At 44.8% G+C, this 25745-nt stretch carries 29 protein-coding genes and 1 pseudogene; 26 read left to right on the top strand and 4 right to left on the bottom strand.

Going from position 1 to position 25745, the window contains the following annotated elements; all coding sequences use genetic code 11:
• Positions 1-4: 4 nt before the first annotated feature.
• The 6 genes from KTH89_RS16015 to KTH89_RS15990 all read left to right on the top strand — a co-directional run bounded on the left by KTH89_RS16015 (position 5) and on the right by KTH89_RS15990 (position 4809).
• Positions 5-982: an ABC transporter permease gene (locus KTH89_RS16015; protein ID WP_238722361.1), complete on the top strand. Its 978-nt coding sequence runs from the start codon at positions 5-7 to the stop codon at positions 980-982.
• Positions 979-1926: an ABC transporter permease gene (locus tag KTH89_RS16010; protein ID WP_238722360.1), complete on the top strand. Its 948-nt coding sequence runs from the start codon at positions 979-981 to the stop codon at positions 1924-1926. The genes KTH89_RS16015 and KTH89_RS16010 overlap by 4 nt, the downstream gene beginning before the upstream one ends.
• Positions 1927-2011: 85 nt before the next feature.
• A complete protein-coding gene (locus KTH89_RS16005; RefSeq protein ID WP_238722359.1) occupies positions 2012-3076 on the top strand; it encodes an autoinducer 2 ABC transporter substrate-binding protein in 1065 nt (354 codons plus the stop codon).
• Positions 3077-3121: 45 nt separating this feature from the next.
• Positions 3122-3595: an ureidoglycolate lyase gene (locus KTH89_RS16000; protein ID WP_238722358.1), complete on the top strand. Its 474-nt coding sequence runs from the start codon at positions 3122-3124 to the stop codon at positions 3593-3595.
• A gap of 219 nt (positions 3596-3814) precedes the next feature.
• Complete coding sequence (locus tag KTH89_RS15995; RefSeq protein ID WP_238722357.1) at positions 3815-4483, top strand: nuclease-related domain-containing protein; 669 nt, start codon at positions 3815-3817, stop codon at positions 4481-4483.
• Positions 4465-4809, top strand: coding sequence for a topoisomerase DNA-binding C4 zinc finger domain-containing protein (locus tag KTH89_RS15990; protein WP_238722356.1), 345 nt, complete (start codon positions 4465-4467; stop codon positions 4807-4809). Before KTH89_RS15995 ends, KTH89_RS15990 begins: the two co-directional genes overlap by 19 nt.
• Here KTH89_RS15990 and KTH89_RS15985 read toward each other — a convergent pair.
• The 3 genes from KTH89_RS15985 to KTH89_RS15975 all read right to left on the bottom strand — a co-directional run bounded on the left by KTH89_RS15985 (position 4806) and on the right by KTH89_RS15975 (position 7266).
• Complete coding sequence (locus KTH89_RS15985) at positions 4806-5210, bottom strand: ribosomal maturation YjgA family protein (protein WP_238722355.1); 405 nt, start codon at positions 5208-5210, stop codon at positions 4806-4808. The genes KTH89_RS15990 and KTH89_RS15985 overlap by 4 nt on opposite strands.
• 17 nt (positions 5211-5227) lie before the next feature.
• The gene (locus tag KTH89_RS15980; protein WP_238722354.1) at positions 5228-5923 is read right to left on the bottom strand and encodes an aspartate/glutamate racemase family protein; all 696 of its coding nucleotides are present in this window, start codon (positions 5921-5923) and stop codon (positions 5228-5230) included.
• A 335-nt stretch (positions 5924-6258) separates the two neighbouring features.
• Positions 6259-7266 carry an ABC transporter substrate-binding protein gene (locus KTH89_RS15975; RefSeq protein WP_158344432.1) on the bottom strand — a complete coding sequence of 336 codons (1008 nt, stop codon included), beginning with the start codon at positions 7264-7266 and terminating at the stop codon, positions 6259-6261.
• A gap of 146 nt (positions 7267-7412) precedes the next feature.
• Here KTH89_RS15975 and KTH89_RS15970 point away from each other — a divergent pair, with 146 nt between their 5' ends.
• From KTH89_RS15970 to KTH89_RS15960, 3 genes are all read left to right on the top strand, one after another.
• Positions 7413-8141 carry a phosphatase gene (locus KTH89_RS15970; protein WP_238722353.1) on the top strand — a complete coding sequence of 243 codons (729 nt, stop codon included), beginning with the start codon at positions 7413-7415 and terminating at the stop codon, positions 8139-8141.
• Positions 8142-8178: 37 nt separating this feature from the next.
• Positions 8179-8901 carry a phosphatase gene (locus KTH89_RS15965; RefSeq protein WP_158344434.1) on the top strand — a complete coding sequence of 241 codons (723 nt, stop codon included), beginning with the start codon at positions 8179-8181 and terminating at the stop codon, positions 8899-8901.
• 125 nt (positions 8902-9026) lie between these two features.
• Positions 9027-9317 (top strand): YerC/YecD family TrpR-related protein, encoded by a 291-nt coding sequence (locus KTH89_RS15960; RefSeq protein ID WP_158344435.1) that lies wholly within the window; start codon positions 9027-9029, stop codon positions 9315-9317.
• A 151-nt stretch (positions 9318-9468) separates the two neighbouring features.
• Here KTH89_RS15960 and KTH89_RS15955 read toward each other — a convergent pair whose 3' ends face one another.
• On the bottom strand, positions 9469-10086 hold the full coding sequence (locus KTH89_RS15955) for a DUF1836 domain-containing protein (RefSeq protein WP_238722352.1): 618 nt from the start codon (positions 10084-10086) through the stop codon (positions 9469-9471).
• 249 nt (positions 10087-10335) lie between these two features.
• Between KTH89_RS15955 and KTH89_RS15950 the strand changes: the two genes are divergently transcribed.
• From KTH89_RS15950 to KTH89_RS15880, 17 genes and pseudogenes are all read left to right on the top strand, one after another.
• Positions 10336-11025 carry a PspA/IM30 family protein gene (locus KTH89_RS15950; RefSeq protein ID WP_238722351.1) on the top strand — a complete coding sequence of 230 codons (690 nt, stop codon included), beginning with the start codon at positions 10336-10338 and terminating at the stop codon, positions 11023-11025.
• A 75-nt stretch (positions 11026-11100) separates the two neighbouring features.
• Positions 11101-12090: an SPFH domain-containing protein gene (locus KTH89_RS15945; RefSeq protein ID WP_238722350.1), complete on the top strand. Its 990-nt coding sequence runs from the start codon at positions 11101-11103 to the stop codon at positions 12088-12090.
• 42 nt (positions 12091-12132) lie between these two features.
• Positions 12133-14343 (top strand): DNA helicase PcrA, encoded by a 2211-nt coding sequence (pcrA, locus tag KTH89_RS15940; RefSeq protein ID WP_238722349.1) that lies wholly within the window; start codon positions 12133-12135, stop codon positions 14341-14343.
• A 349-nt stretch (positions 14344-14692) separates the two neighbouring features.
• The gene (locus tag KTH89_RS15935; protein ID WP_330655818.1) at positions 14693-14938 is read left to right on the top strand and encodes a hypothetical protein; all 246 of its coding nucleotides are present in this window, start codon (positions 14693-14695) and stop codon (positions 14936-14938) included.
• Between the two features lie 108 nt (positions 14939-15046).
• Complete coding sequence (gene rlmD / locus KTH89_RS15930; RefSeq protein ID WP_238722348.1) at positions 15047-16414, top strand: 23S rRNA (uracil(1939)-C(5))-methyltransferase RlmD; 1368 nt, start codon at positions 15047-15049, stop codon at positions 16412-16414.
• Positions 16415-16712: 298 nt separating this feature from the next.
• The gene (locus tag KTH89_RS15925; protein ID WP_238722347.1) at positions 16713-17237 is read left to right on the top strand and encodes a hypothetical protein; all 525 of its coding nucleotides are present in this window, start codon (positions 16713-16715) and stop codon (positions 17235-17237) included.
• Positions 17195-17566 (top strand): hypothetical protein, encoded by a 372-nt coding sequence (locus KTH89_RS15920; protein WP_238722346.1) that lies wholly within the window; start codon positions 17195-17197, stop codon positions 17564-17566. Before KTH89_RS15925 ends, KTH89_RS15920 begins: the two co-directional genes overlap by 43 nt.
• Positions 17567-17570: 4 nt before the next feature.
• A pseudogene (locus KTH89_RS25235) lies at positions 17571-18507 on the top strand (DUF1848 domain-containing protein).
• A gap of 547 nt (positions 18508-19054) precedes the next feature.
• Positions 19055-19453, top strand: coding sequence for an IS66 family insertion sequence element accessory protein TnpA (tnpA, locus tag KTH89_RS15910; protein ID WP_238722345.1), 399 nt, complete (start codon positions 19055-19057; stop codon positions 19451-19453).
• Entirely contained in the window at positions 19447-19800 is a 354-nt protein-coding gene (gene tnpB, locus KTH89_RS15905; protein WP_238722344.1) for an IS66 family insertion sequence element accessory protein TnpB, read from the top strand. The genes tnpA and tnpB overlap by 7 nt, the downstream gene beginning before the upstream one ends.
• Positions 19801-19886: 86 nt before the next feature.
• Positions 19887-21422 carry an IS66 family transposase gene (gene tnpC / locus KTH89_RS15900; protein WP_238722343.1) on the top strand — a complete coding sequence of 512 codons (1536 nt, stop codon included), beginning with the start codon at positions 19887-19889 and terminating at the stop codon, positions 21420-21422.
• Between the two features lie 238 nt (positions 21423-21660).
• Complete coding sequence (locus tag KTH89_RS25290) at positions 21661-21810, top strand: hypothetical protein (RefSeq protein ID WP_330655171.1); 150 nt, start codon at positions 21661-21663, stop codon at positions 21808-21810.
• Between the two features lie 90 nt (positions 21811-21900).
• On the top strand, positions 21901-22686 hold the full coding sequence (locus KTH89_RS25230; protein WP_416387314.1) for a recombinase family protein: 786 nt from the start codon (positions 21901-21903) through the stop codon (positions 22684-22686).
• Positions 22687-22710: 24 nt separating this feature from the next.
• Positions 22711-22857, top strand: coding sequence for an integrase (locus KTH89_RS25285; protein ID WP_330655172.1), 147 nt, complete (start codon positions 22711-22713; stop codon positions 22855-22857).
• Between the two features lie 121 nt (positions 22858-22978).
• Entirely contained in the window at positions 22979-23197 is a 219-nt protein-coding gene (locus KTH89_RS15890; protein WP_238722342.1) for a helix-turn-helix domain-containing protein, read from the top strand.
• A 42-nt stretch (positions 23198-23239) separates the two neighbouring features.
• On the top strand, positions 23240-24247 hold the full coding sequence (locus tag KTH89_RS15885) for a hypothetical protein (protein WP_238722341.1): 1008 nt from the start codon (positions 23240-23242) through the stop codon (positions 24245-24247).
• Positions 24244-25701: an AAA family ATPase gene (locus tag KTH89_RS15880; protein WP_238722340.1), complete on the top strand. Its 1458-nt coding sequence runs from the start codon at positions 24244-24246 to the stop codon at positions 25699-25701. Before KTH89_RS15885 ends, KTH89_RS15880 begins: the two co-directional genes overlap by 4 nt.
• Positions 25702-25745 lie beyond the last annotated feature (44 nt).

Below are 25745 nucleotides of genomic sequence, written 5' to 3'. Positions count from 1 at the left end.
CACGATGGAAGATAAAATAAAGAAGAAAAATAAAATTTTAGAGTCTCAGGAATTTATGATTTTTATATTTATCATTGTAGTATCGATTGTATTCGCAGTGATTTCGGATAATTTCAGTTCTCCCAGCAACATTCAGCTGATATTTTCCCAGGTGGCCATCAACGGAATCTGTACCATCGGAGTTTCCATGGTTGTTTTCTTAGGTGGTATCGATCTCTCATCAGGATCAATCCTGTCCCTGTGCGCGGCCTGTTCCGGAATGATTGTAAATAGCGATATGCCTCTGGTGGTTACGATTCTGTGCAGTGTGCTGATTGGGATGTGCTGCGGACTTCTGAACGGTTTTTTGGTGGCAAGACTTAGAATTCCGCCGATTATCGCGACTCTGGCATCTATGAATATCATAAGGGGCCTGGCCATTATCGTGACAGGCGGGGACTGGATTACCGGTTTCCCCAAATCCTTTAACGGTATCGGACAGGGCAGGGTTTTCGGGCTTCCCATCCCATTTCTGATATTTCTGGCAGTCACGGCTCTGGCAGCCATACTCTTCCGTTATGTGAATATCGGGCGTAAGATCTACGCAGTCGGCGGAAATATCGCGGCAGCAGAGTTGGCAGGACTGAATGTGGTCAGAATCAAACTGTTTGCCTATATCTTATGCGGCGCCACGATCGGACTGGCCGGCACGATCTATGCCTCCATGGTCGGAACCATCAGCGCGTCCACGACGGGCAGTTCCCTTGGATTTCAGATTCTGGCGGCGGCTCTGATCGGAGGACTGAGTATCAACGGCGGGAAAGGCACCGTACTGGGATCATTTCTGGGCGTTGTGCTGCTGGGGGTGATAAAGAACGGCCTGATACTTTCCAAAGTATCGGAGTACTGGATCGACGCGGTGACGGGTTCCGTTATATTGATCGCGCTTGCGATTAACGCGGTTCAGATTATCAGACGGCAGAGGAGGATTACCATATCATGAGTAAATGGAAAGAATGGAAACTATCTTCCAGTTTAAAAAGTATACTGTTGATGCTTATTCTGATCCTGGTGCAGCTCATCTGGTTTTCGATTCAGTCGCCCTATTTCCTGAAGATCGGGAATATCGTAAATATTAGCAGACAGATCGCGGAGATCGGAATTATCGCGATCCCGACAGCGATCCTGATTATCGCCGGGAGTATAGACATGTCAATGGCTTCCACCCTGGGATTTTGCGCCATGGCGTTTGGCATGATGATGAATGGCGGAATCCCGATCTGGGCGGCGGCTGTGCTGACCATCCTGGTGGGGGCGGCGATCGGTGTGTTTAACGGCTTTTTTGTGGCGGTGCTGAATATACCCGGAATCGTATCCACCATCGGTTCTATGGTATTAATCAGGGGCATGTGCTATATCATCAACCGGGGGAATCCGGTGAATGGTTTCTCAGAGGGATTTATCAAATTCGGTTATGCGGATGTGTTGGGAATACCGGTATCCTTCCTGGTAATGACGCTCCTGTTTGCAGCGGCGGCCATATTGCTGCAGCGGACAAATTTCGGGGTGAAGGTATACGCCATTGGGAATAACGAAGTGTCGACAAGGTTCTGCGGGATTAAAACAAACCGGTTTATGTGGGGGTTATTCATTCTGAACGGGATGCTGATCGCACTGGCCAGTATTTTCCTGCTGGCCCGCCTGGGGAGCGCGGAAGCGAACCTGGGGCAGAATTATGACCTGGATGTTCTGGCCTCTGTACTGATTGGAGGAATCAGCATCCTTGGTGGGAAAGGGAATATCACCGGAGCATTTCTGGGACTTTTGGTAATCGGTATCCTAAGAAACGGCCTCAATATTATCGGTGTATCTGTATTGTATCAATCAATTATTTTAGGCGTGCTGCTGATACTGACAGCCGCCAAATGGAAAAAGGTCAAAGACTGATTCGGGTTATAGGATTATAGGTGTTCAGAGGTATGCGCAGGTTTAAGTCACTAAAAGGCTTTATTAAAAAGGGAGGTTTTTTATTATGAAAAAGATATTAAGTATAACAGCACTTTTGCTGGCCACAGTAATGGTAACTGCGGCATGCGGTTCCAAAGAAACCGCACAGCCGGCGGCTCCTGAGACTGAGAAAGAGCAGTCCTCGGAAACGGCTTCCAAAGACAGCGAAAGTGGTGAGAAACCGTTATATTTCGTAAATCCAAAATCTATCGGCTACGCCTACTGGGATCTGGCACAAAAAGGCGCGGAAGCAGCGGGAGCAGATGTGGGGGCTGAGGTTGTCTTTAACGGTACGACCGACGTAAACTCCGCAAAACAGATCGATATGATCGAAGACATGATGACCCGTGGGGCGACAGGCCTGGTGGTGGCGCCCAACGACGCCAAGGCTGTGGCTTCCGTATTCTCAAGAGCCCGTGCACAGGGGATCAATGTGATTACGTTTGACTCCGACGCTCCTGACACAGAACGGCAGTATTATGTGGGCGCGGATACGGACCAGAAGCTGGCGGAACAGCTGATCGATATCATTGCGGAAGATATCGGCGGCAAAGGGGAAATCGCGTTTATGGTAGCCGGTCTTGGAGCGGAGAACCAGATCGCAAAAATGGATGCCGCAAAGGCAAAACTGGAGGCGGACTATCCGGATATTGAACTGGTAGCTACGGTATCCAGCAACGACGAGATGCAGGTATCTCTGACAAACGCACAGAATCTGCTGAAGACCTATCCGGATCTGAAAGGAATCGTAGGTTTCGCAGGCGGTGAGGCCCCTTCCGCGGCGGAAGCGGTGGAACAGGCAGTGAATGCCGGCGAGCTGGAAGCGGGACAGGTTAAGATTACAGGAATCGGCTGGCCGAACATGTGCCGTGACTATATTAAAAACGGTACGATCAACAAGGTATTGGCCTGGCAGTCGGAGACCCTTGGATATGCCGGCGTGTATCTGTTGGATTGCCTGGATAAAGGAGTCAAGATCGAAGGGGAAATGGAAATGCCGAATGGAAAGACCATCAACATTGACGGAGCAAACGCGTTTACCGGATTGATTGTAATATCTAAAGACAATGTGGATGATTATGATTTCTAAGATCAGCAGATAGTATGTGTGGGAAAACGCACGTATGGAGGAAAAATGCGCAAAGAGATTATAGATATATCAAAAGCTGATTTAACGCAGATAGGCAAAATATATCATCTGGACCGGGCGGCGAACAGCGGAGTGGGGTGGGAATCCACCATTTCATCCGATCCTCCGGTCGAGGGGAACTGCAAGATTGGATTTGTAAGGTCTATACAGCTTCCGGTATCCGTCGAAAAGATGGAGAGGCACCTGACGACGGAAGAAGCTATGATAGCAGCGTCAGATGATATTGTGGTGGCGTTAGCGCCTGCCACGGGAGGAAAAGCCGACGATGCCCCGGATATAAAGGATTTGATCTGTGTATTATTAAAACCGGGGGATGTATTGGTGGTAAAAAAAGGGGTATGGCACTCAGCCTGCTACGGTTATTGCCGTCCTGCTATGTATTATTTTATGTTTGAGGATTTAAACGAACCGGTCATCTGGACGAAGATCATAGACGGTCCATGTGAGATTCGATTGTAATGTTCCTGAATACCTATAATTTGTATAATATATGATTGTCTGTATCGCAGCCGGCCGCAGGGAAACCTGGGGCTGGCTGCTGTTTGAGGTTTCCGGAGCATTTATAATTTGAGACATCTTATAATTTGGCTGTCGATTTAAGTCGATAACAGTAAAATTGATCCCTTCCAAAGGCTATGGTATGATAGAAGCATAACAGTAAGAAATGAGGGGATTGTTTTGGGATTATTTGATAAAGTCAAAGGACCGGTTTTTTTGAAAGAGGACAGTATAGCGGAAATACAGCTGGCGACTTTAGAAGAACTGCTGCCGCAGGCCCCGGCTGGTATGGTGCCGAAAATTGAGAAGGAAATCAGGAATCAGAGGGCAGGGATTGCCGGGGAGAAGCAAATTCTGTTTGAACTAAAGAACAGTCATATTCCTATGTATGTCCTGCATGATTTGTATTTGGAATATGAGGGCTTGAGCGCGCAGATTGATTTTCTTGTGATTACCCGGCGTCGCAATTTTGTTATTGAGTGTAAAAATCTTTATGGGAATATAGAAATCAATAACCATGGTGACTTTATCCGGCACATGACCTACCGCGGCAGGAATTACAGTGAAAAGATGTATTCGCCTATAACGCAGAACGAACGGCATCTGGCCCTGATTAAACAACTCCGTATGGCGGAAAAGGGAAATATATTGACCAAAACATTTTTAGATAAAAATTTTGATGTAAATTATCGTTCGGTTATTGTAATCGCCAATTCAAAGACTATTTTAAATGATAAATACGCAAAAAAGGAAATTAAAAATAAAGTCATCCCAGCAGACCGGCTGGTTTCATATATTAAAATGGTAAATTCAGAAAAGAATGCGGAAGATTGTTTGAGAAGGACATGATCTCTCTGGCGGAGTTTTTTCTGAATAGTCATAGAGAACAGCCGGATTTTGTGGAAAAATTTAAAAAACAGATTATGGAGATGAAAGAAAACGAACAAGAAGCGGAAGAGAAAATAGAGGAGCAAAGAGCGGTATTCGCAGACGAAGTAGAAAAGGTTACGGAAAAGACGAATACCGATACCGAAGCAACGGGACAAATCCTGTGTCCCAGATGCGGAGCCCCTATGGTGCGCAGGACTGCAGCGAAAGGGGTTAACGCGGGGAAAGAATTTTATGGCTGCTCAAGATTTCCGCGGTGCAGAGGTATTGTAAATATTCAGGATTAAAATTTAGGTTGTTTCTTCCCCGACAGATGCGGGTATAGGAACAATTCATACATACCCAATATGATACAGCCAACGGCATAGCAGCCAATATCTTTCCAATCAAAAACTGATCCCAGTATGATCCGAAGGATCTTATACCTGGCTAAACCGAATAGCTGTGCCAGATCAAAGTATTGGGAAAATTCAACAACGGCCGAAAACAGAAAAATGAAGATGGGTAAAAGGCGCCATCGGATTGGTTCAAAAATCCGGACTAAGCAGTAAATCACGAGGACCACCAAAACATCACCCAGATAAGGACGTACGAATTCATCGTGGATCAATACGGCGATCAACAACTCCGTCATAAATAGCAGTAAAAACAGGGATAGATACAGAATACGCCATTTCGTTTTACTCAATTGGGAGGTCTCCTTTTTTATTCCTTAAACATGTAATCCACGATTCCTTTAATATGATATTTTAAAGTATCAAACACAGGAATTGGCAATTTTTCGTTTGAATACATTAACGGTAGTTCGGTACATCCCATAATAACAGCTTCGATCTCCTCCTCATCTATGAGACGTTGAATGATACCGTCAATTGCTTTTTTCGAAGGTTCATTTACAATGCCAAATTCCAGTTCTTCCGCAATTACCTTATCTATCAACGCTCTTTCTGTTTCATTCGGAACTGCCACGTATATGCCGTTCTGCACAAAAGGTTTTTTAAAACATGCTTGTTCCATCGTAAATCCCGTGCCCAGCCACGCTGTTTTTTTAATTCCGGCTTCTTTCATTGCCTGATAAGTAGGTTCTACTATGTTAAGAAGCGGTATATGCGCCTTTTCTTCGAGCACATCAAAGACAACATGCGGGGTATTAGAAGCTAGCACTGCAAAATCAACGCCTGCCTTTTCAAGATTATAAATTCCCTGCAGCAAATATTCCGCTAATTTATCATATTGCTGCGCCTTGCAGTATCCTAACATTTCATACATATTGACGATTTCTATCGTAAGAGCGGGGAAATTTCCGTTTTTATCTTTCCGCTTGTATGCGGCAGCAATTTCTTTGTAATAAAGCAGAGTGGATTCCGGTCCCATTCCACCAAGTATTCCTAATTTTTTCATAAATGACGCTCCTCCCATAATTAAAAATTCCGCTCCATCGAATACGCCTTCTCAGACAAAGGATATATACGCTTCGGGCAGCATCGGCCCGAAGCTGTTTGCTATCCTGATTTTATCATAGGCGGCCGGTCCTGTCTATCGGGTTGTAATCTGGCCGCAGTCTAAATGACATGCCCTCAAATGACCGGACTAAATGAGCGGGACGGAGTATGGAATCAATAAGAGCAGGGACGCTTTGATCAAGCGTCTCTGCTCCTTCCCGACGGGTTAGAAACCTTTGTTTATCGTATCTGTTATGCACCGTTTCTCAGATCTTATCAAGGAATGATATCGTTTTATTTGACCGCGTTCTCAGCGAATTCCGTGGTAACCAGATCGGCGTAGGGTACCCGCTGGGACAGTTCGCCGGCCTCTTCCAGGATGTTTTGCAGCAGGGTGAAGCTGTCTTCCTGGAAAATAAGATCCGCTTTCCAGGTATCCTGGCTGTAGTACCGGTTGACGATGGTGGTTATGGTCTCCAGATCCGTATCTTCAAACTGGGGAGCGATCACTTTGGCGATCTCCTCCGGGGTGTGGGACTGTACGAAATCCATCCCTTTCTGGAGCGCATTTGTGAAGCTTTGAATGATTTCCGGATTCTGTTCGATATAGCTTTGTCTCGCGCTGTAGGCGGTGTAGGGAACGTAGCCGCTGTCCACGCCGAGAGAGGTTACGACATAGCCGTCCCCCTGCTGCTCTAACAGTGTCGCGGAAGGCTCGAATTCCACGGTAAAGTCGCCCTGGCCGCCGGAGAAGGCCGCGCCGGTGGAACCAAAGTCGATGCTCTGGTCAATGTTCAGATCCGCGGCCGGATTGATTCCATTCTTTTTCAGAATATACTCGAAGACCATCTCGGGCATACCGCCTTTTCTTCCGCCAAGAACATTTTTGCCCTTGATATCATTCCAGGAAAAGTTCTCCATGGGCTGTCTGGCTACCAGGAAATTCCCGGCCCGCTGTGTGAGCTGGGCGAAATTAACCATGTAATCTTCACTGCCCTGATTATACACGTAGATGGAAGATTCCGATCCCATGAAGCCGATATCCGCTTCGCCGGAGATCACGGCGGTCATGGTTTTGTCGGCTCCAAAACCGCAGACCAGATCCAGGTCGATGCCCTCGTCTTTAAAATAACCCTCTTCGATGGCCACATACATCGGAGCGTAAAAGATCGAGTGGGCAACTTCGTTCAGCGTGACTTTTGTAAGCCCTCCGCCGCCTTTGTCGGATTTTGAACCGCAGCCGGCCAATGAAGTCACCAGCAAAACGGCGGCAAGTAACAGATACAACCATTTCTTTTTCATATGCTTCCTCCTAAATTTTGAACAGTATATTATATTAGCGAAGGACAGAAAATGTGCGAATTTATTTGACAGAATGTAAAAAGTCGGCTAAAGTTTTATTCGTAGCACGGTTTATCAAGGATCGATTCAGAAAAGAGGAAACAATCGTGAATTTCGAATTGGATACTCATACCCATACACTGGCCAGCGGCCATGCCAGGAACACCATACGGGAAATGGCCGCCACAGCCGCCGAACGGGGAATCCGGCTGCTTGGCATCACGGAGCACGGTCCAAAATCTCCGGGCGTCTGTAAAGAATATTATTTTAACAGCTTAAAGATGGCCGGCCGGAACGTATGCGGCGTCGAGCTACTGCTTGGGGCGGAACTGAATATTCTGGACGCCTCCGGGCGGGTGGACCTGTCGGAGCAGACCCTGCGGGAACTGGATCTGAATATCGCCAGCCTCCATACCCCCTGCATCGCGCCCGGCTCCAGACAGGAGAATACCCAGGCTTACCTCTGCGCCATGCAAAATCCCTATGTGGACATTATCGGCCATCCCGATGACGGCCGCTATCCGGTCGATTACGAGGCCATCGTACAGGCGGCAAAGGACTGCGGCGTACTGCTGGAGCTTAACGAGAGTTCCCTTCGCCCGGACAGCTCCAGAAAAGACGCCTGGGATAATGACAAAGAGATGTTAAAGCTCTGCATCCGTTACCAAGTTCCGATCGCGATCGGCAGCGACGCCCACTGCCGTGACGATGTGGGAAATAACAGCTACGCGCTGGCGCTGCTTCGGGAGCTTCGGTTCCCGGAAACGCTGGTCCTAAACGGGTCGGCAGAGCGGTTCAAAGAACATCTGCGCGCCCGCCGTTCCAGGGCGGAATAACCATCGTTCAAGGGCAATCAGGAAAGAAGGAAATAACATGAATTTCGTATTAGACACTCATACCCACACCGTGGCCAGCGGCCATGCGTACTGCACAATCCGGGAGATGGCGAAAGCGGCCTCGGAAAAAGGCCTGGAGCTGCTGGGGATCACAGAACACGGCCCCATGATGCCGGGCAGCTGCCACGAGTTTTATTTCAGCAATATCCGGGTGGTAGACCGGGAACTGTACGGTGTGGAAATCTTATTCGGGGTAGAGCTGAATATCCTGGACTATAACGGCCGCGTAGACATGGAAGACCGCCTGCTGCGCAAGATGGACTTAAATATCGCCAGTCTTCATACTCCCTGCGCCGCTCCGGGAACCCGTGAAGAAAATACGGCGGCTTACATAAACGCAATGAAAAATCCCTGCATCGATATCATCGGCCATCCCGACGACCGCCGTTATCCCTTGGACTACGAGGCGTTGGTACGGGCCGCCCGGGAACGCCATGTGGCGCTGGAGGTCAACGAAAGCTCCCTGCGCCCCGGAAACTCCAGAGTGGATGCCAAAGAATTCGATGCGGAAATGCTGAAATACTGCAGACGGTACAACGTGCCTGTGGTGGTCGGAAGCGACGCCCACTTTGACAACGACGTAGGCAACCACAGTTTTGCCGAAGCGCTGTTTAAGGAGATGGATTTTCCGGAAGAACTGGTGTTGAACCGGTCGGTCGAGGCTCTTAAGGAATTTGCGAATAAGTATAAGAACAGGTAACGGACTCATGACAAACCGCCTGCGCTTTTAAAAAGTGGAAATATTTGTATGAACCTTCTGGACTTTAAAATTTCACTGTGCTAAAATAACAGATGAGGACTATTTGTAAAGGAGCATATGCGGTCATGAGTAAAAAGATCAGAACTGAAGCCGTTGACCATTTATTTGAAGCGATCTTAAGCTTGAAAGACAAAGAAGAATGCTATACGTTCTTTGAGGATGTCTGCACAGTCAATGAGCTGTTGTCATTATCCCAGCGTTTTGAAGTAGCCAAAATGCTCCGGGATCACAAGACTTATCTGGAAATCGCGGAAAAGACCGGGGCGTCAACCGCTACCATCAGCCGTGTGAACCGTTCGCTGAACTACGGAAACGATGGATATGACATGGTTTTTGAGAGAATGGAAGAAGAGTAAAAGATGTTATCCTGAAAAAGGAAGCGGGATCTCATGCAGAACCGCCACAACATCCGGAATAGAAAACAGCGGGAAGTGAATTACCTTATGACGCGTGTCATAGGAGTTTCACTTTCCGCTGTTTTTTAGACCTTCTCACATAATTAGATCACTATTTTTTGTCTTTTCCATTTTCCTTCGGAAGAGAATCGATTAATTTCTCAATAATCATCTTTTTGACATAGACATCAAAGCTCAGCATGCAGACAAAGGAGAAGGTTCTGAGGAATTCCTGGTCTGTCGCTTCCGCTTCAGGGAAAGTTTCCTGTGCATGTTTGAATTTATCAATGATATCCTGTTTCAGGAATTCGATCTGGCCCTTTTCCAGGCTGAATACTTCCTGATAAATGGATTTGATGTCGTAATCGCCGGAATCCTTACCCGGATGGAAAAAGTCGCGGGTGATGGGAAATAACAGATCCTGGATATCCTGGATCGACAGTATATTTTTGAAGTAGTAAATGAAAATCAGCAGCAGCTGGTGCTCTTTGGAGTATTTCTTTTTCTCCGGAGGGGGCAGCAGCTGATTCTTCGCATAATTATTGATCATGGTCTTGGTCAGGATCTTATCATCGGGGTTTCGCTTGGATGAGGCCAGGTGACTGTTCATGAAAGTAGTTACCTGATCCATGTACAGATCAATATTGGGTATGTCTTCTAATTTTATATAACTTATACGTGACAAGCTCTCCAGAATACTGTTCAGCATATCATTCGTATCAATTGTCATATTGTCCTCCTGTACCGTGTTTATATCGGCTTAATACAACTCTACAAGACACATTATATAGTATTGAAAACTAGATGGCAAGTAAAAGTCAGATTTTGTTTTATTTTTCCTGGCTGTGAGTACGGAGGGCTTGCGCCGGCATCCGCGAAGCGGAATCTATTTTTTGTTTTATTACCGTGACATGTGGAGGGTTTTGTATTATAATTGAGAAAATATAATTCTTACACACCGCATAAGGAGGATAATGATATGGCAGGAATTTTAAAACGGTTCACGGACATCATGTCTGCGAATATCAATGCGTTATTAGATAAAGCGGAGGATCCGGAGAAGATGATCGATCAGTATCTGCGGGAGGCGCAGAGCGATCTGGGCAAGGTGAAAGCCGAGACCGCCGCAGTGATGGCGGAGGAGAAACGCGCCGCCAGAGAACTGGATGAATGCAAAGCGGAAGCCGCCAAAATGCAGAGCTACGCGGAAAAAGCCCTGATCGCCGGCAATGAGAATGACGCCAGGACTTTCCTGGCCAAGAAGGCATCCCTGACAGAAAAACAGAACACGCTGGAGCAGAGTTACCGGATGGCGGCTGACAACGCGGCGAAAATGCGCAATATGCATGACAAGCTGGTCACGGACATCAATGATCTGAACGCCAGAAGAGACGCGATCAAGGCGAAAATGAAAGTGGCCAGGACACAGCAGAAATTAAATGAACTGGGCGCCAGCGCCAACAAGGCTTCCGATACGCTATCCGCGTTCGGAAGGATGGAAGCGAAAGCAAACCGGATGTTGGATGAAGCCAACGCGATGGCGGAATTAAATGAGAGCTCTGCAGAAAACGATATAGACGATCTTATGAGTAAATACGACAGCCCTTCTTCCTCAGATCCGGCCGTTGACGATGAGATGGCGGCGCTGAAGACAAAGCTTGGGTTGTAAATGGAATCACAGCGTTCAAACGAAAGGATGTCTATGCGGGACATCCTTTTCAAAGTCCATTGGGAGGATAAACAAATGGGATTATTTAGCAATCAGTTATCGAATGTAGTTGAATGGGAAGAATACCGGGACGACGTCCTGTTTTGTAAATGGAAAAACGATGAGATCAAGAAGGGCAGTAAACTGATCATCCGCCAGGGCCAGGATGCCATTTTCATGTTTAATGGTAAAGTGGAGGGCGTGTTCGAGGACGAGGGCAGCTTTGATGTGGAGACCCAGATCGTTCCGTTTCTGTCCACGCTGAAAGGCTTCCGCTTTGGGTTCAACAGCGGTATGCGGGCCGAGGTTTTATTTATCAACACGAAGGAAATTACCGTAAAATGGGGTACGAAGAACGCGATCAATATACCGGCTCCGGGATTGCCCGGCGGCATGCCGATCCGGGCTTTTGGCACTTTTAACTGCAAGGTGGCGGACGCGCTGGTGCTGATCGAGAAGATAGCCGGAGTGAAGGTTATGTTTACGATTGACGAGGTCAAAGAGCGGGTGATCTCCATGCTGGATCAGGTACTGATGAAGTGGATCGTGCGGGAAGGCAAGGATATGTTCAATCTTCAGGCCAACGCGTTTGATATTTCCAGAGGAATCTGTGAGGATCTGGATATGGAAATGCAGAAGATCGGCATCGGCATCACCGGATTCGCTATTTCCAGCTTCTCCTACCCGGAGCAGGTGCAGAAGATGGCGGAGAAGGCGGCGTCCCAGAGCATGGTCGGCGATATGAACCGCTATACCCAGATGGGCATGGTGGATGCCATGGCGAATGGGAAGAACGGATCAAGTCCGGCGTCCGATATGGTGGGGCTGCAGATGGGCATGATGATGGGACAGCAGATGGTGAACCAGATGGGCCAGTACGGGTCCGGGCAGGGAAATACCCAGCAAGGCCAGCAGGCCAATCCTGGCCAGCCTTCAAATAGCGCGGCCCCGAATTTCTGCCCGAACTGCGGAACGAAGACGAACGGCGCGAATTTCTGCCCGAACTGCGGCCAGAAGCTGGTTTGATTAGATACGAAATGAAAAAATGAGAACGACAGGCGGTACAATATGAGTATTTATGATACATTAAATGAGCAGCAAAGAGAGGCGGTTTTCCATACGGAGGGACCGCTTCTAATCCTGGCCGGGGCCGGTTCAGGGAAGACGAGAGTTTTGACCCACCGGATCGCGTACCTGATCGAGGAACAGCATGTCAATCCCTGGAACATCCTGGCCATTACCTTTACCAACAAGGCCGCGGGCGAGATGAGAGAGCGGGTGGATCAGCTGGTGGGATTCGGGGCGGACAGTGTCTGGGTGAGCACCTTCCATTCTTTGTGTGTGCGCATCCTGCGCCGCTATATAGACCGGATCGGATACGGAACCAGTTTTACCATCTATGATTCGGATGACCAGAAGAGCCTGATGAAGGAAGTATGCAGGAAATTAAATATCGATACGAAGATTTATAAGGAACGTTCCCTGCTGGCCGCAATATCGTCGGCGAAAAATGAGCTGGTCAATCCGATGGAATTCGAGCTGAACGTGCTGGGGGATTTTGGTAAGAAAAAGATCGCGGAGGCTTATAAAGAATATCAAAGGCAGCTGCAAAGCAACAACGCGTTAGATTTTGACGATCTGATTATGAAGACGGTGGAGCTGTTCCAGACTTGTCCGGATGTGCTGGACTATTATCATGAGCGGTTCCGGTACCTGATGGTGGATGAGTACCAGGATACCAACGGGGCTCAGTTCCAACTGATACATCTGCTGGCCCGCAAGTATCACAATCTGTGTGTCGTCGGCGATGACGACCAGTCCATTTACAAGTTCCGGGGAGCGAATATTGAAAATATACTGAACTTTGAAAAGGCGTTTGCCGACACGAAGGTAATCAAGTTGGAGCAAAATTACCGCTCTACCCAGAATATATTGAACGCGGCCAATGAAGTGATCCGAAACAATACGGGCCGTAAGGCGAAAACCCTGTGGACCGAGAATGAAGAGGGCACGCCGATCCTCTTTCACCAGTTCCAGACCAGCTTTGAGGAAGCGGAGTTCGTAGTGGGAGATATCGCTTCCAAGGTGCGGGAGGGGGAAGGGGAGTACAGTGACTGCGCTGTGCTGTACCGGACGAACGCCCAGTCCCGTGTGTTTGAAGAGAAGCTGGTATTTGCCGGGATTCCCTATAAGCTGGTGGGCGGCGTGAACTTCTATGCCAGAAAGGAAATCAAGGATCTGCTGGCTTATCTGAAGACGATCGACAACGCATTGGATGACTTGGCGGTACGGCGGATCATCAATGTCCCGAAACGGGGGATCGGCGCGACTACGCTGGGACGCATCCAGGATTATGCGGACGAGCATGAGATGAGCTTTTACGACGCGCTTAAGCTGGCGGATGAGATTCCGGCGCTTAGCAGAAGCGCGTCCAAAGTGAAGCCATTTGTATTATTTATCCAGACGCTTCGCAGCAAGCTTCCGTTTTTGTCTGTGTCGGAACTGCTGAAAGAGATCATCGATGAGACGGGTTATGTCCGGGATCTGGTGGCGGAGGATACGGAAGAGGCCCAGGGACGGATCGAGAATATCGAAGAGCTGGTCAATAAGGTGGTTACTTATGAGGAGAGCGCGGAGTCGCCGACTCTCAGCGGATTTCTGGAGGAAGTGGCCCTGGTGGCGGATATCGACAGCTTGGAGGAAGGCAGCAATTATGTGGTGTTGATGACTTTACATAGCGCGAAGGGGCTTGAATTTCCCAATGTGTATCTGACCGGGATGGAGGAAGGGCTGTTCCCCAGTTATATGTCCCTTCATTCGGATGACCCGGAGAAGGAGATCGAGGAGGAGCGCAGGCTCTGTTACGTGGGGATGACCCGGGCCATGAAGAAGCTGTACCTGACGTGCGCCAGACAAAGATTGGTGCGGGGCGAGGTGCAGTATAATCCGGTATCCAGATTTATTAAGGAAGTGCCGTCGTTATTGATGGAATCCGCCGGACATAAAACGGACAAGCTCAAGGAAGCACAGAAAAATGCGGCTTACGCCGCGGCAAAAACGGCATTTAAATCAAAGGCGTTCGAGCCCCGGCAGTTCACGGTTAAAAAATCGGAAGGGCTGGATTATGGCGTGGGCGATACGGTGCAGCATATCAAATTCGGACGCGGCGTGGTGGCGGCCATTGTCGAGGGCGGAAAGGATTATGAGGTTACCGTGGATTTTGAAAGCGCCGGGCGGAAAAAGATGTTTGCTTCGTTTGCCAAATTAAAGAAGGTGTAATTGGGTATACTATTTTATTATCGTTTTAGTAAGCGCTGACGCGCTGCTATTATGATATCAATATTTACGATATCAATACTCATCGGGTGGATTATGACAAAGATTTACGGTTAAGGGTGAGCTTGGAATAAGCAAAGGTTTACAGTAATGTTAAATAAAGGTATAAAACTATAGTAAAAACGGAAAACTCGTGGTATAATAATTCCGATGAGAAGATGGATATTGCCGTATAAGGATCCCGGAAGGAAGCAGACTTTTCGGAAACTTTGTTTCCAAACGGCTCCATTATGTTCCACCAAGGAACAATAAAAAGGAAAGGACGTGTGTAGGCATGTGCGGAAAAAACAAAATGGAAGACTTATTGGCTACAACGAAATTAAACGAGCTGTTACACAAGAAGGAAGAAGATAAGAGCAAAAATACGGTGCTTTGGGTACTGGCGATTATCGGAGCGATAGCAGCAGTTGCGGCGATCGCATACGCAGTTTACCGTTTCTTCACTCCCGATTATCTGGAAGATTTTGAAGATGATTTTGATGATGACCTGGATGACGATTTCTTCGATGATGAAGATGACGAGCCGGCAGGGGAATAAAGTACAGAAGCGAGTTTGAAAGGCTGCCTTTAAAAGCAGCCTTTTTGTATGCCGGGGATGGGTATGTGTGTAGGTAAAGATAGGATAAAAGCACCGTAGGAGGTTCGGATGAAAAAGGGACAGATCTGTGAAGGCGTTGTTGAAAAAGTAATATTTCCGAATAAGGGAATGGTAATAGCGGATGGGGAACGGGCCGTTGTAAAAAACGCGATTCCCGGTCAGACCATTCGGTTTGCCGTGAATAAAATCAGAAAAGGAAAATGCGAGGGAAGGCTTCTGGAAGTGTTAAAGCCTTCCCCAATGGAGATAGATGCGGCCTGCGGGCATTATGGGCTGTGCGGTGGTTGTAATTATCAGACGCTGCCCTATGAGGAGCAGTTGAAGATAAAAGAGGGCCAGGTGAAGGAATTGCTGGATTCGGTCTGTGAGGACTATGAGTTCGAGGGAATCTTAGGGAGCCCGAAGCAGTTCGGTTACCGGAACAAGATGGAGTTCTCCTTTGGCGATGAGGTGAAAGATGGCCCGCTGGCACTGGGGATGCATCGGCGGGGGAGCTTCTATGATATCGTGACGGTGGATGGATGCCGGATTGTGGATGAGGATTTTCGGAAAATCTTAAGGTGGAGCCTGGATGTGTTCCGGGAGGAGGGGACGCAGTTTTATCATAAGATGAGCCACAGTGGATGTTTGCGGCATCTGCTGGTGAGAAAAGGGGTTAAGACAGGAGAAATATTGGTGGATCTGGTTACGGCTGCGGAAGATGTGGCCGGGCTCGGGAAGTGGAAGGAAGGATTGCTTAAAATAGATCAGGATGGGGAGCTGAAGGGCCGGATCGCCGGCATTCTGCATACGGTGAATGAAAGCGTGGCGGATGTAATCCGGGACGATGGAACGGATGTGCTGTATGGGCAGGATTATTTCTATGAAGAGCTGCTGGGGATGAAGTTTAAGATATCGCCGTTTTCGTTTTTCCAGACGAACTCGCTGGGAGCTGAGGTGCTGTATGAGAAGGCCAGGGAGTATGTGGGGGAGACGAAGGATAAGGTGATCTTTGATCTGTATAGCGGAACCGGTACGATCGCGCAGATGATGGCGCCGGTGGCGAAGAAAGTGATCGGTGTGGAGATCGTCGAGGAAGCAGTGGAGGCGGCTAAGGTGAATGCCAGGCTGAATGGGCTTGAGAATTGTGAGTTTATAGCCGGGGATGTGCTGAAGGTTGTGGATGAGATCGCGGAGAAGCCGGATCTGATCGTGCTGGATCCGCCCAGGGATGGGATTCATCCCAGAGCGTTGGAGAAGATTATTGATTTTGGGGTGGAGAGGCTGGTGTATATTTCTTGTAAGCCTAGTAGTTTGGTGAGGGATTTGGTGGTGCTGCAGGAGAGAGGGTATCGGGTTGTGAAGGCTGGAGGGGTGGATATGTTTCCGGGGACGGTGCATGTGGAAACCGTTACGCTTCTCGTGCGGAAACCTTGATTCTATGCGGGTTTGCGGGAATTTTGGTGGGAAATGGAGTTGTGTTTCTGCGGAAGATGGTAAGGATAAGTTCCTGCGGATAAGGGGACGGGGTAACGCCGTGTGAATATGGAAAATAGTTTTGGTCGGTGGAAATGAATCACGAGGCAAAAACATTACTTTACCGCAAAAGGATACTCAACGACTTTAACCAATATTAAGGGCATCTAAAAAATATAATATAAAGAGTTATGCCTTGCTCAGGAGGTTTGTGCTTCAATAATATAAAAACAGGATATCTATATAGAAGGAGTCAACTATGCTAATAGACAAAATTGTTGATTATTGCAACAAAGAATACAAAAGTGAAAATACGAAGTATTTATGTAAGAAATGTGTGCATCCTACAAAATGTTCAGGAAGTTGTAAATCATGTTTAGAGCAGGTTCATTATCCAAAAAGATATCCAGATGGTTTAAGAGATTATAATTGTAAAAATATAATTAATTTTTATGCTTGTACATATTTATATAAATATGCTAGTGAAATATATTATCTGATTAAAAAAAGTGAAAGTTTGAATGAAATCGAAGATCTACATATTTTGTCAATAGGATGTGGAGCATCTCCAGACTTGATGGCCTTTGAGAAGTATTGCGAGGAAAAAGAAACACTTCAGACGATAGCATATTTTGGATTTGATAAAAATGAATTATGGAGACCGATACATGAAGAGATAGGGGAATATGTGAAAAACAAAGATAATATGCGTGTAAAGTTTAGGGATGAAGAGATATTATATTGCAATATGTTATTTCGCACTTTTACAATACGAAACAAATAGGACAAATTGAAACTTTCTTTAAGGAATTAATAGACAAAATTGTGAGGCATAAAGAAAAAGATAAACCGCTCATTATTATAATAAATGATGTAAATAGTTGCTACAGAGGTAGAAATTATTTTAAAAAATTTGTACAGAAACTTAAACAAGAAGAAATAGCTTGTACTTCCCAAGGATACTATTTTGATTATTGCATAACAAACGATAACCAGAGATATGGGAAAAAGCATGAAAATAAGAACATTTGTTTCGCGATGCAAAGGGGATTAGAAGAGTATGAACCTTGGGAAAAATGTTCAGGTGCTCAAATGCTTATTGAAGTGAGGTGAGATTATGATAATCAGTGCTAGTAGACGGACAGATATTCCTTCTTATTATTCGGAGTGGTTGTTTAATAGAATACAAAATGGATTTGTTTTAGTGAGAAATCCTATGAATATTCATCAAATCAGTAAAATAAATCTGGCACCGGATATGATTGATGGTATTGTTTTTTGGACAAAAAATCCATCACCTATGCTATCAAGGTTAGGTGAATTAAACAAATACACATACTACTTTCAGTTTACAATAAATCCTTATGGTGAAGAGATAGAGCAGGCATTACCGTCCAAGAGAAAGGTAATTATTCCAAGTTTTATTGATTTGTCAAATAAAATTGGAGCAGATAGAGTCATTTGGAGATATGACCCTATTTTGATAAATAAAAAATATACAATAGAAAAGCATATTAAATATTTTGAAATGCTTGCAAGATTATTAAAGGGATACACAAAAAAATGTGTTATCAGTTTTGTTGATATGTATAGGAAATACTGCCAATAATGTAAAAGAACTTAAATTAGAAACAATTAAAAATGAGGATATGCTTATTCTTGCAGAGGGGTTTTCAAAGATAGCAAAGCAATGTGACATTGAACTATGTAAGTGTTCAGAACTAATTGAATTAAGCGAATATGAAATATATCATGCGCATTGTATTGATAAAAAATTATTTGAATATTTAGGAAACTGTCCACTTAAAGTTGGGAAGGATCAGAATCAAAGGAAAGAATGTGGATGTGTTGCAAGTGTTGATATAGGTGCCTATAATTCATGTAAAAATCTATGTAGATATTGTTATGCAAATTATAACATTAATATTGTTAATAGAAACTATCAGTTGCATAATCCAACATCACCACTTCTCTTTGGAGAGGTGGGAGAAGAGGATAATATTACTGAACGTAAAATGAAATCCTTTAGAGATGAGCAATTGAGATTATTTTAAATCTGAAGAATTAAGAGTGTAATGCAAATTTTTGTCGTACTATGCAAATATGTATGGGGCGAATTAGTTCAAGAGGGGTGAATTTTCTTAAAAAGGGGTGAAAAACTGCTGAAAGGGATAAACCGGAGAAATAGTGAAATTTGTGACAAAGCCCAGCACTATTGAAGGGCGATACTTTTGCTATGCAGTATAATGGAGAAATTGCAACGCATGTAGAGTGCGTAGTATTGATGTCAAAAGTCAAAGTATAGAATAGCGAAAAAGTGTAGAAAACAAGGGATTTCTGGGAGTTGGGACTGTTTGAACAGCCGTTCCGGCTCCCAGTTTTTTATTGCCCTGTCGGTCTTGGAAAACTGGTCTACTGTAAAAATCGGTGGAGATTCGAGTTAACAGGATAGATATTGGGGGCTTTGTTGAGATTGGATTGTTAAAAGGTAAGCGTCAAATAAGAAGGTGTAGGGAAATCTGGGGGAATCTCCTGTAAACTTAGGGTTAGAGTTTTTAGAGTCTACTCTCAAAACTCTAAATTCAAAAAAGGAGCAGACTTATGGAACTTTCTTCTTTGACACCCGATAGGCAGATTAAATTTCAATACTGGCTGGATATTATCCGGCAATGCAGAGCATCAGGTTTAACAAACCAAGCATGGTGTGAACAGAATAGTGTTTCCTTAAAAAGCTATTATTACTGGCTGGCAAAGATTAGAAAACTTGCTGTTGCGGAATTGCCCCGTAAGGATAATGGAATCAGATGTATTGCTGCCTCTTCCTCTGTTCCCTTACAGGATCCGACTCCTGAGTTTACAGAAGTATCCCTCCCAAACAGTCACGTTTCTCGTCCTGCTCCTGCCGCGGTACTCCATATCGGCACAATGACAGTGGAACTTTTTGAAGATACTCCCTGCGAGCTTCTGAAAATCATTCTGAAAGCAGTGCAGTTATGTTAGGTGATATTTCCCATGTGGAGAACATCTATATCCGCACGGGCTACACCGACATGAGGAAACAGCTCAACGGGCTGGTAGACATCATCCTATACAATTTCAAGCTCGATCCATACAGCAATTCTGTATTCCTGTTCTGTGGAAGACGGGCTGACCGAATCAAGGCGGTCCACTATGAGGGGGATGGCTTCTGCCTTTTATACAAACGTTACGAGAGCGGCCGGCTTCAATGGCCGCGGACCGGTGAAGAAGCAAAACAGATCTCAGAGCAACAGCTGCGCTGGCTTTTGGAAGGACTGAATCCAGAGCAGCCAAAGGCTGTGCAAAAATGGCATCCACACAAGGACTAATAAATGCTAAAAATCCCTATAACCACTGGGAAATCCAACTGTTTTATGGTAGTATAAAAACATTGAAACGGAGGGATTTTCAAGTCATGTCAAGCACGGAACAGGAATACCAGGATCATATTAAAGAACTGGAACACCAGATCCGGCTCCTGAAAGAGCAGGTTGATTTCCTGAACCGTAAACTTTATGGAACAAAATCTGAAAAGACATCTACGCTGGAGATAGCAGGGCAGATGTCTCTTTTTAATGAGATTGAATCTTGTTCAGATCCAAATGCACAGGAACCGGATCTGGTTGAGGTAGAAAGTCATCTGCGCAAAAGGAAATATGCCGGCCAGCGAGAAAAACTGGTCGAAAACATTCCTCATAGCAAAGTACTCCATATCATAGATGAAAGTGAACAGCTTTGTGAGAAGTGTGGAAGCAGCATGGTAAAAGTCGGAGAAGAATTCGTCCGCACGGAGGTGCAGTTTATTCCAGCAAAGCTCAAAGTGATCGACCATTACCGGGAAACTTATGAATGCAGAGCCTGCCGCAAAAAAGGAACTCCTTATATGGAGAAAACTCCGGTCCCGTACCCTCCTGTGATGCATTCCCTTGCATCTGCATCCACCATTGCATGGCTCATCCACCAGAAGTTTGAATTAGGCATTCCCTTGTACCGTCAGGAAAAAGACTGGGAAGCCCTGGGATTAAAATTAAGCAGGGCAACCATGTCGAATTGGCTTCTGGTTGTCTACCGGGACTGGCTTGGACATGTAGTCCACCGTCTCAAACAGGAACTTTTGAAGCAGAACTATCTGCACATCGACGAAACTCATGTGCAGGTACTGGGAGAACCCGGACGAAAGAATACTTCGAATTCTTACATGTGGGTTTACTGCAGTATCAAGGATGCGGAAAACCCTGTCCGGTATTTCGAGTACCAGCCGGGGCGGGGTGGAAAATATCCGGAAGCATTTTTGAAAGGCTATGAGGGTTACATCCACACGGATGCCTATTCCGGATACAATGGGATCATAGGAGTAAAGCGGTGCCTGTGCTATACGCATCTGCGACGGACTTTTGTAGACGCGCTTCCCAAAGATGTCCATACCCCAGAAGCATCAAAACCCGCAGAAGCGATCCTCCGGCTGAATAAACTTTTTGATCTGGAAGCCGAACTGGAGACCTACTCCCCAGACCAAAAGAAAAAAGAACGACTGCTCCACGAGAAACCGCTTCTCGAGGCTTTTTGGTCATGGGCAGAGAAGAATGCTGTCGGAGAGCTGCCGAAATCCAAACTTTCCAAAGCGTTTCATTATGCATTAAATAACCGGCAGGAATTCTTCCAGTATCTGGAGGATGGTCATTGTTCTATCAGTAATTCGCTAGCAGAAAACTGTATCCGTCCATTTGTGATCGGCAGAAAAAACTGGCTGTTTGCAGGCAGTCCCAAAGGCGCATCAGCAAGTGCCGGGATTTATACTCTGGTTGAGACAGCCAAGGCGAATGGCCTTGCTCCAATAAAGTACATAAAGTATATCCTGTCAGATATGCCCGGAAGTGCTTTCCTGGAACATCCGGAATATCTGGATGATTACCTGCCATGGAATCCTATGGTGAAGGAACTCTGTCAATAACCGTCAACCTTTCAGTATAAAAGGTTGGCGGTTATTTTTCGATACACTATTTTATTTGACGCTTACGTTAAAAGGGGTATCGAGTAGACAAGATGGTTATAGGCACAAAAAGAAAGCACATCATTTCCTGTTGTTGGAGCGATGTGCCTTTACAGCGTATTCATAAGGTCGAGAAGGAGTTGAAGGATGCGAAGATTTGTTGAGGAAGTATCCAAATTTATAAAAAAACAGCAGACCCTTGGTAAAGTCAGGAGTCTTTGAAAAAGAAAATATCAATACGATGGATTCCAAGGGCGAGGTACTGCTTACCATCATGGCGAGCCTCGTCCAGCAGGAAAGCCAGTCTTTGAGTCAGAACATCAAGCTGGGCTTGCAATACCGCTACTAGAATGGAGAGGTACAGGTCAACCACAACCGTTTCCTTGGTTACACGAAAGATGAGGATGGACACCTGGTCATCTAGCCGGTTGAGGCAGAAGTGGTTAAGCGTATCTACCAGGAATACCTGGAGGGCGGCAGCCTGACGCAGATTGCGAGAGGTTTGGAGACGGACGGAATCCTTACGGCGGCTGGCAAAGCGAAGTGGCGGCCGGAAACCCTGCGGAAGATTCTGATGAACGACAAGTACATCGGTGACGCCCTTTTGCAGAAAACCTATACTATGGACTTTCTAAATAAAAAGCGGGTGCAGAACAACGGCATTGTTCCCCAGTATTATGTGGAGAACAGCCATGAGCCGATCATTCCTCGCGACCTCTATATGCAGGTGCAGGAGGAGATGGTGCGGAGAGCGAACCTCCACAGCAGAGAGAAACGTAAGAAACGGGTTTACAGCAGCAAGTACGCTTTGTCCAGCATCGTTTACTGCCCGAAGTGTGGAGAATTTTACCGCAGAATCGCATGGAATAATCGGGGTAAACACTCTACAGTCTGGCGATGCTGTACCCGTGTGGAGCATGGACAAAAGGCTTGTGATGCACCGACCATACATGAATCCGACCTGCAGGAGACGGTTGTAAAAGCCATTAACCTTGTACTTGGCAGCAGAGATACTATAATGGAGTCTCAGCAGAAGAATATCAAGACCGTTATTTTGCAAGGGGATGAAACATCAGTTGAAGGAATCAATGCCAAACTGAAAGAACTGCAAAAGAAACTACTGAGGTTGGCAAATTCAAAAAAGGATTATGGAAGCGTGGCAGAGGAGATTGATAGCATGCGGGACTTAAAGCAAAAGGCACTCTCGGACAGTGTGGAACGGTAATGCCTGAAATAGCAGATTGCGGAAATGCGAGAGTTTCTGAAAACACAGACAGCGGGGATTTCAGAATATGATGAACTTTTGGTACGGAGGCTGATTGAAAAAGTGACTGTTTATGATGAGCGGTTTGAAGTGGAGTTCAAATCGGGAGCGAAAGTGGATGTGGAAAGATAGGGATTAAGGGTTGCACCTTATGGTTTGGAAATAGGCTGCAGGGTGTTTTTTCTTTGGGGAAACCGGCTTGTGTTTATCAACCGAGAGGTTTATAATAGACGCATATAGGTGGAGGTGCATCATGACAACATCGGACATGATAAGAGCGTTGTGTGAGAAACAGAATATCAGCCTTGCGGAATTGAGCAGACGCATTGGCCAGACTCCGCAGAATTTTAATAAAAAGTTGAAGCGTGGCACGGTTTCCTTTGATGAGATGGTGGAGATTGCGGAGGCTGTTGGTGTTGGATATGAGCAGGCGTTTGTGCTGCCGGATGGAGAGAAAATAAGTTTATACTAAATACTTTATTTTTCGTTTTCTAAGTGAATGGAGGGTGTGTTTGTGGCAAAAAGCAGGAGAGCAAATGCTGTTATGCTCGGGTTTGATTTTCAGGTAAATGCAGCAATTGTACTTATGATCGAAAATATTGAGGAATTGAAATCATTACGCTTAGAGGGTAACTTTGAATATATCGAATTGAAACAGGAAAATAATCAATATATTTTGGCACAAGCTAAAGTGGTAGAGAAAAGTAGTTCTGATTTCCGAAATGTTCGAAAGAACTTAGAAAAATCTCTAAACTCCTTATCAGAAGGAAATCAGAAAGTTGATGCACGGCAATTAATATTAATTACCAATTCACCCAACCCTTTAAATGAAGATGCCTCCAGAAATATTTTTTTGGGAGCCGCTCATCGTGAGTTTTTATCCTTGCCCGAGTCCTCACAAAAGATAATTAAGGGGTATTTAGATAATATAAACCATCCATTAGATACTGAAAAGTTTATGATACAAGTATTGCCATTTGAAACAGATAGTGACATCGAAAGATATAAAGTGGTCAAACAAGTAGTAGATGATTTTATTGGTGAATTGAATTTGAATATTCCTGGTTTGGGAAGAAGACTGCTAAATATCTGGCATGAAGAAGTATTTAAAAATGGCACAAAAAAAGACCCTGCTATACAATTAAAGAAAAAGGACGTAATATGGCCGATTATGGTCATTGCTACCGATGTTAGTCATTGTGACGATTCTTTTTTAGATATATTTGATTCTAGTGCATATGATGAAATTGTCCGTCAATATAGAGATACTATAGAATCATGTTGTGAACGCTGTGAGTTTTTTATAAAGGTACTCTCTGATTATAATACATACCAATCAGCAAAGAAACCATCCGAGAAGTGTATGGATTTTGTGTTGAATAAATGGAGAAATTATTTGCTGGAATTTGATCTGGATGATATTGATGAAGAATTACAAAAAGGGTTAATACAGATTATTTTATATAGGATAGTTCGTAATAGAATCGTTATTCAAAATATTAAGAAGGGGGTAAAACTGTGATATTCAAGTCGATACGTCTTAAAGAAGGTTTTTTTGAACGCACGATTGCATTTTCAGATAGTGTTAATCTGATTCATAGTGTAAAAAATAGTTGTGGTAAAACTACCCTTCTTCGTTTTATGCTATATGCTCTTGGCTATAACATTCCCAACACTCGGAAGATTAAGTTTGACTGTTGTGAAGTGGAAATGGTAATAGACTGTGAGGCGGTGGGGGAGGTTTCATTATTACGTCATAATGATATTGCTATTGAAGCTACAGTGGCGAATAAAAAAAGAACTTATGTACTTCCAGAACAGCAAAATGATTTGCATTCAATTATTTTTGGAACAGAGAATGTTGATGTTTTAGGGAATTTATTAGGGGCTTTTTATGTGGATCAAGAAAAGGGCTGGACGTTACTGAATCGAGGAGTTGTAATTGGAAGCATCCATTTTAAGATTGAGGAATTAATTCGTGGATTAGCAGACTGTGATTGTTCTGATTTGATTCGTCAAGAGGCACAGTTATCAAGGGAAATGACAAAATATAAGCAAATGTTTAGCGTTGCACAATATAAGAAAACTCTGGATGAAGAAGCAGGTGAGCTGGTTACAGATAGTTATGAAGAAGAATCAAATGTTGCTGTAAATCAGCTCCTTTTTCGTCAAAAGAGATTAAAGGCGGAACTTAGGAGAATTGATAATACGTTATCTGATAATAAAAGATTTAAAAAATTTGTTGCTGATATGAAATTATTGGTTCAGGCTCCTGATGGGTCAACTTTTCCCGTAACAGAGGATAATATTGTTGGTTTGAATGATGCAATAGACTTACTGATTTCTAAGAGAAAAATGGTATCTAAAGAGTTTGCTACTATTTCTGGATTGATAGATAGACTTGAAAAGGAAAAAGACAAAGAATATGAGCAGATGGAATTTTATAAGTTTGCTAGCCAGTTAGAGATATTTGATAAGAGAATAGCGAGAATGCCAATGAACCCTGTCGCAATCGAACAGGAAATTAAACGATTGGATAAAGAGATTAAATCAATTCGAACGGAAATTAGTAATATTACTCGGAATAATAATGAGATTGTTTCAGCAATATCTAATAATGTAGTCAAATATGCAGAGGAGCTAGGACTGGGTAATAAAGAAACAATACCTGCATCGTATCTTTTTACCTCTAACCTCAAAGAGCTTTCGGGGGCAGTTCTGCATAAAACGGCGTTTGCATTCAGGCTTGCATATATTACTGTAATTGAGGATGCTTTAAAAATCAAATTACCTATAATGCTTGATTCACCGAGTGGAAAAGAAGTTGACCAAGCCAATATCAAACTTATGATGGATATTTTGAAAAGAGATTTTGCTGATCATCAGATTATTATTGCTTCTATTTTTAATTATAATTTTGATGAAGTGAACATTATAGAAATTAAAGAACGTTTGATTGAAGTGAATTTTAAATAATATGTGAAATAGTGAGTTTTATAAGGGAACTGTTGGAGAACAAA

The sequence above is a fragment of the Diplocloster agilis genome (genome assembly GCF_019042275.1).
In the GTDB taxonomy this organism is placed as follows: domain Bacteria; phylum Bacillota; class Clostridia; order Lachnospirales; family Lachnospiraceae; genus Diplocloster; species Diplocloster agilis.
Note: the sequence above shows the minus strand (reverse complement) of the source record. Positions and strands in the feature narration are given on the sequence as shown.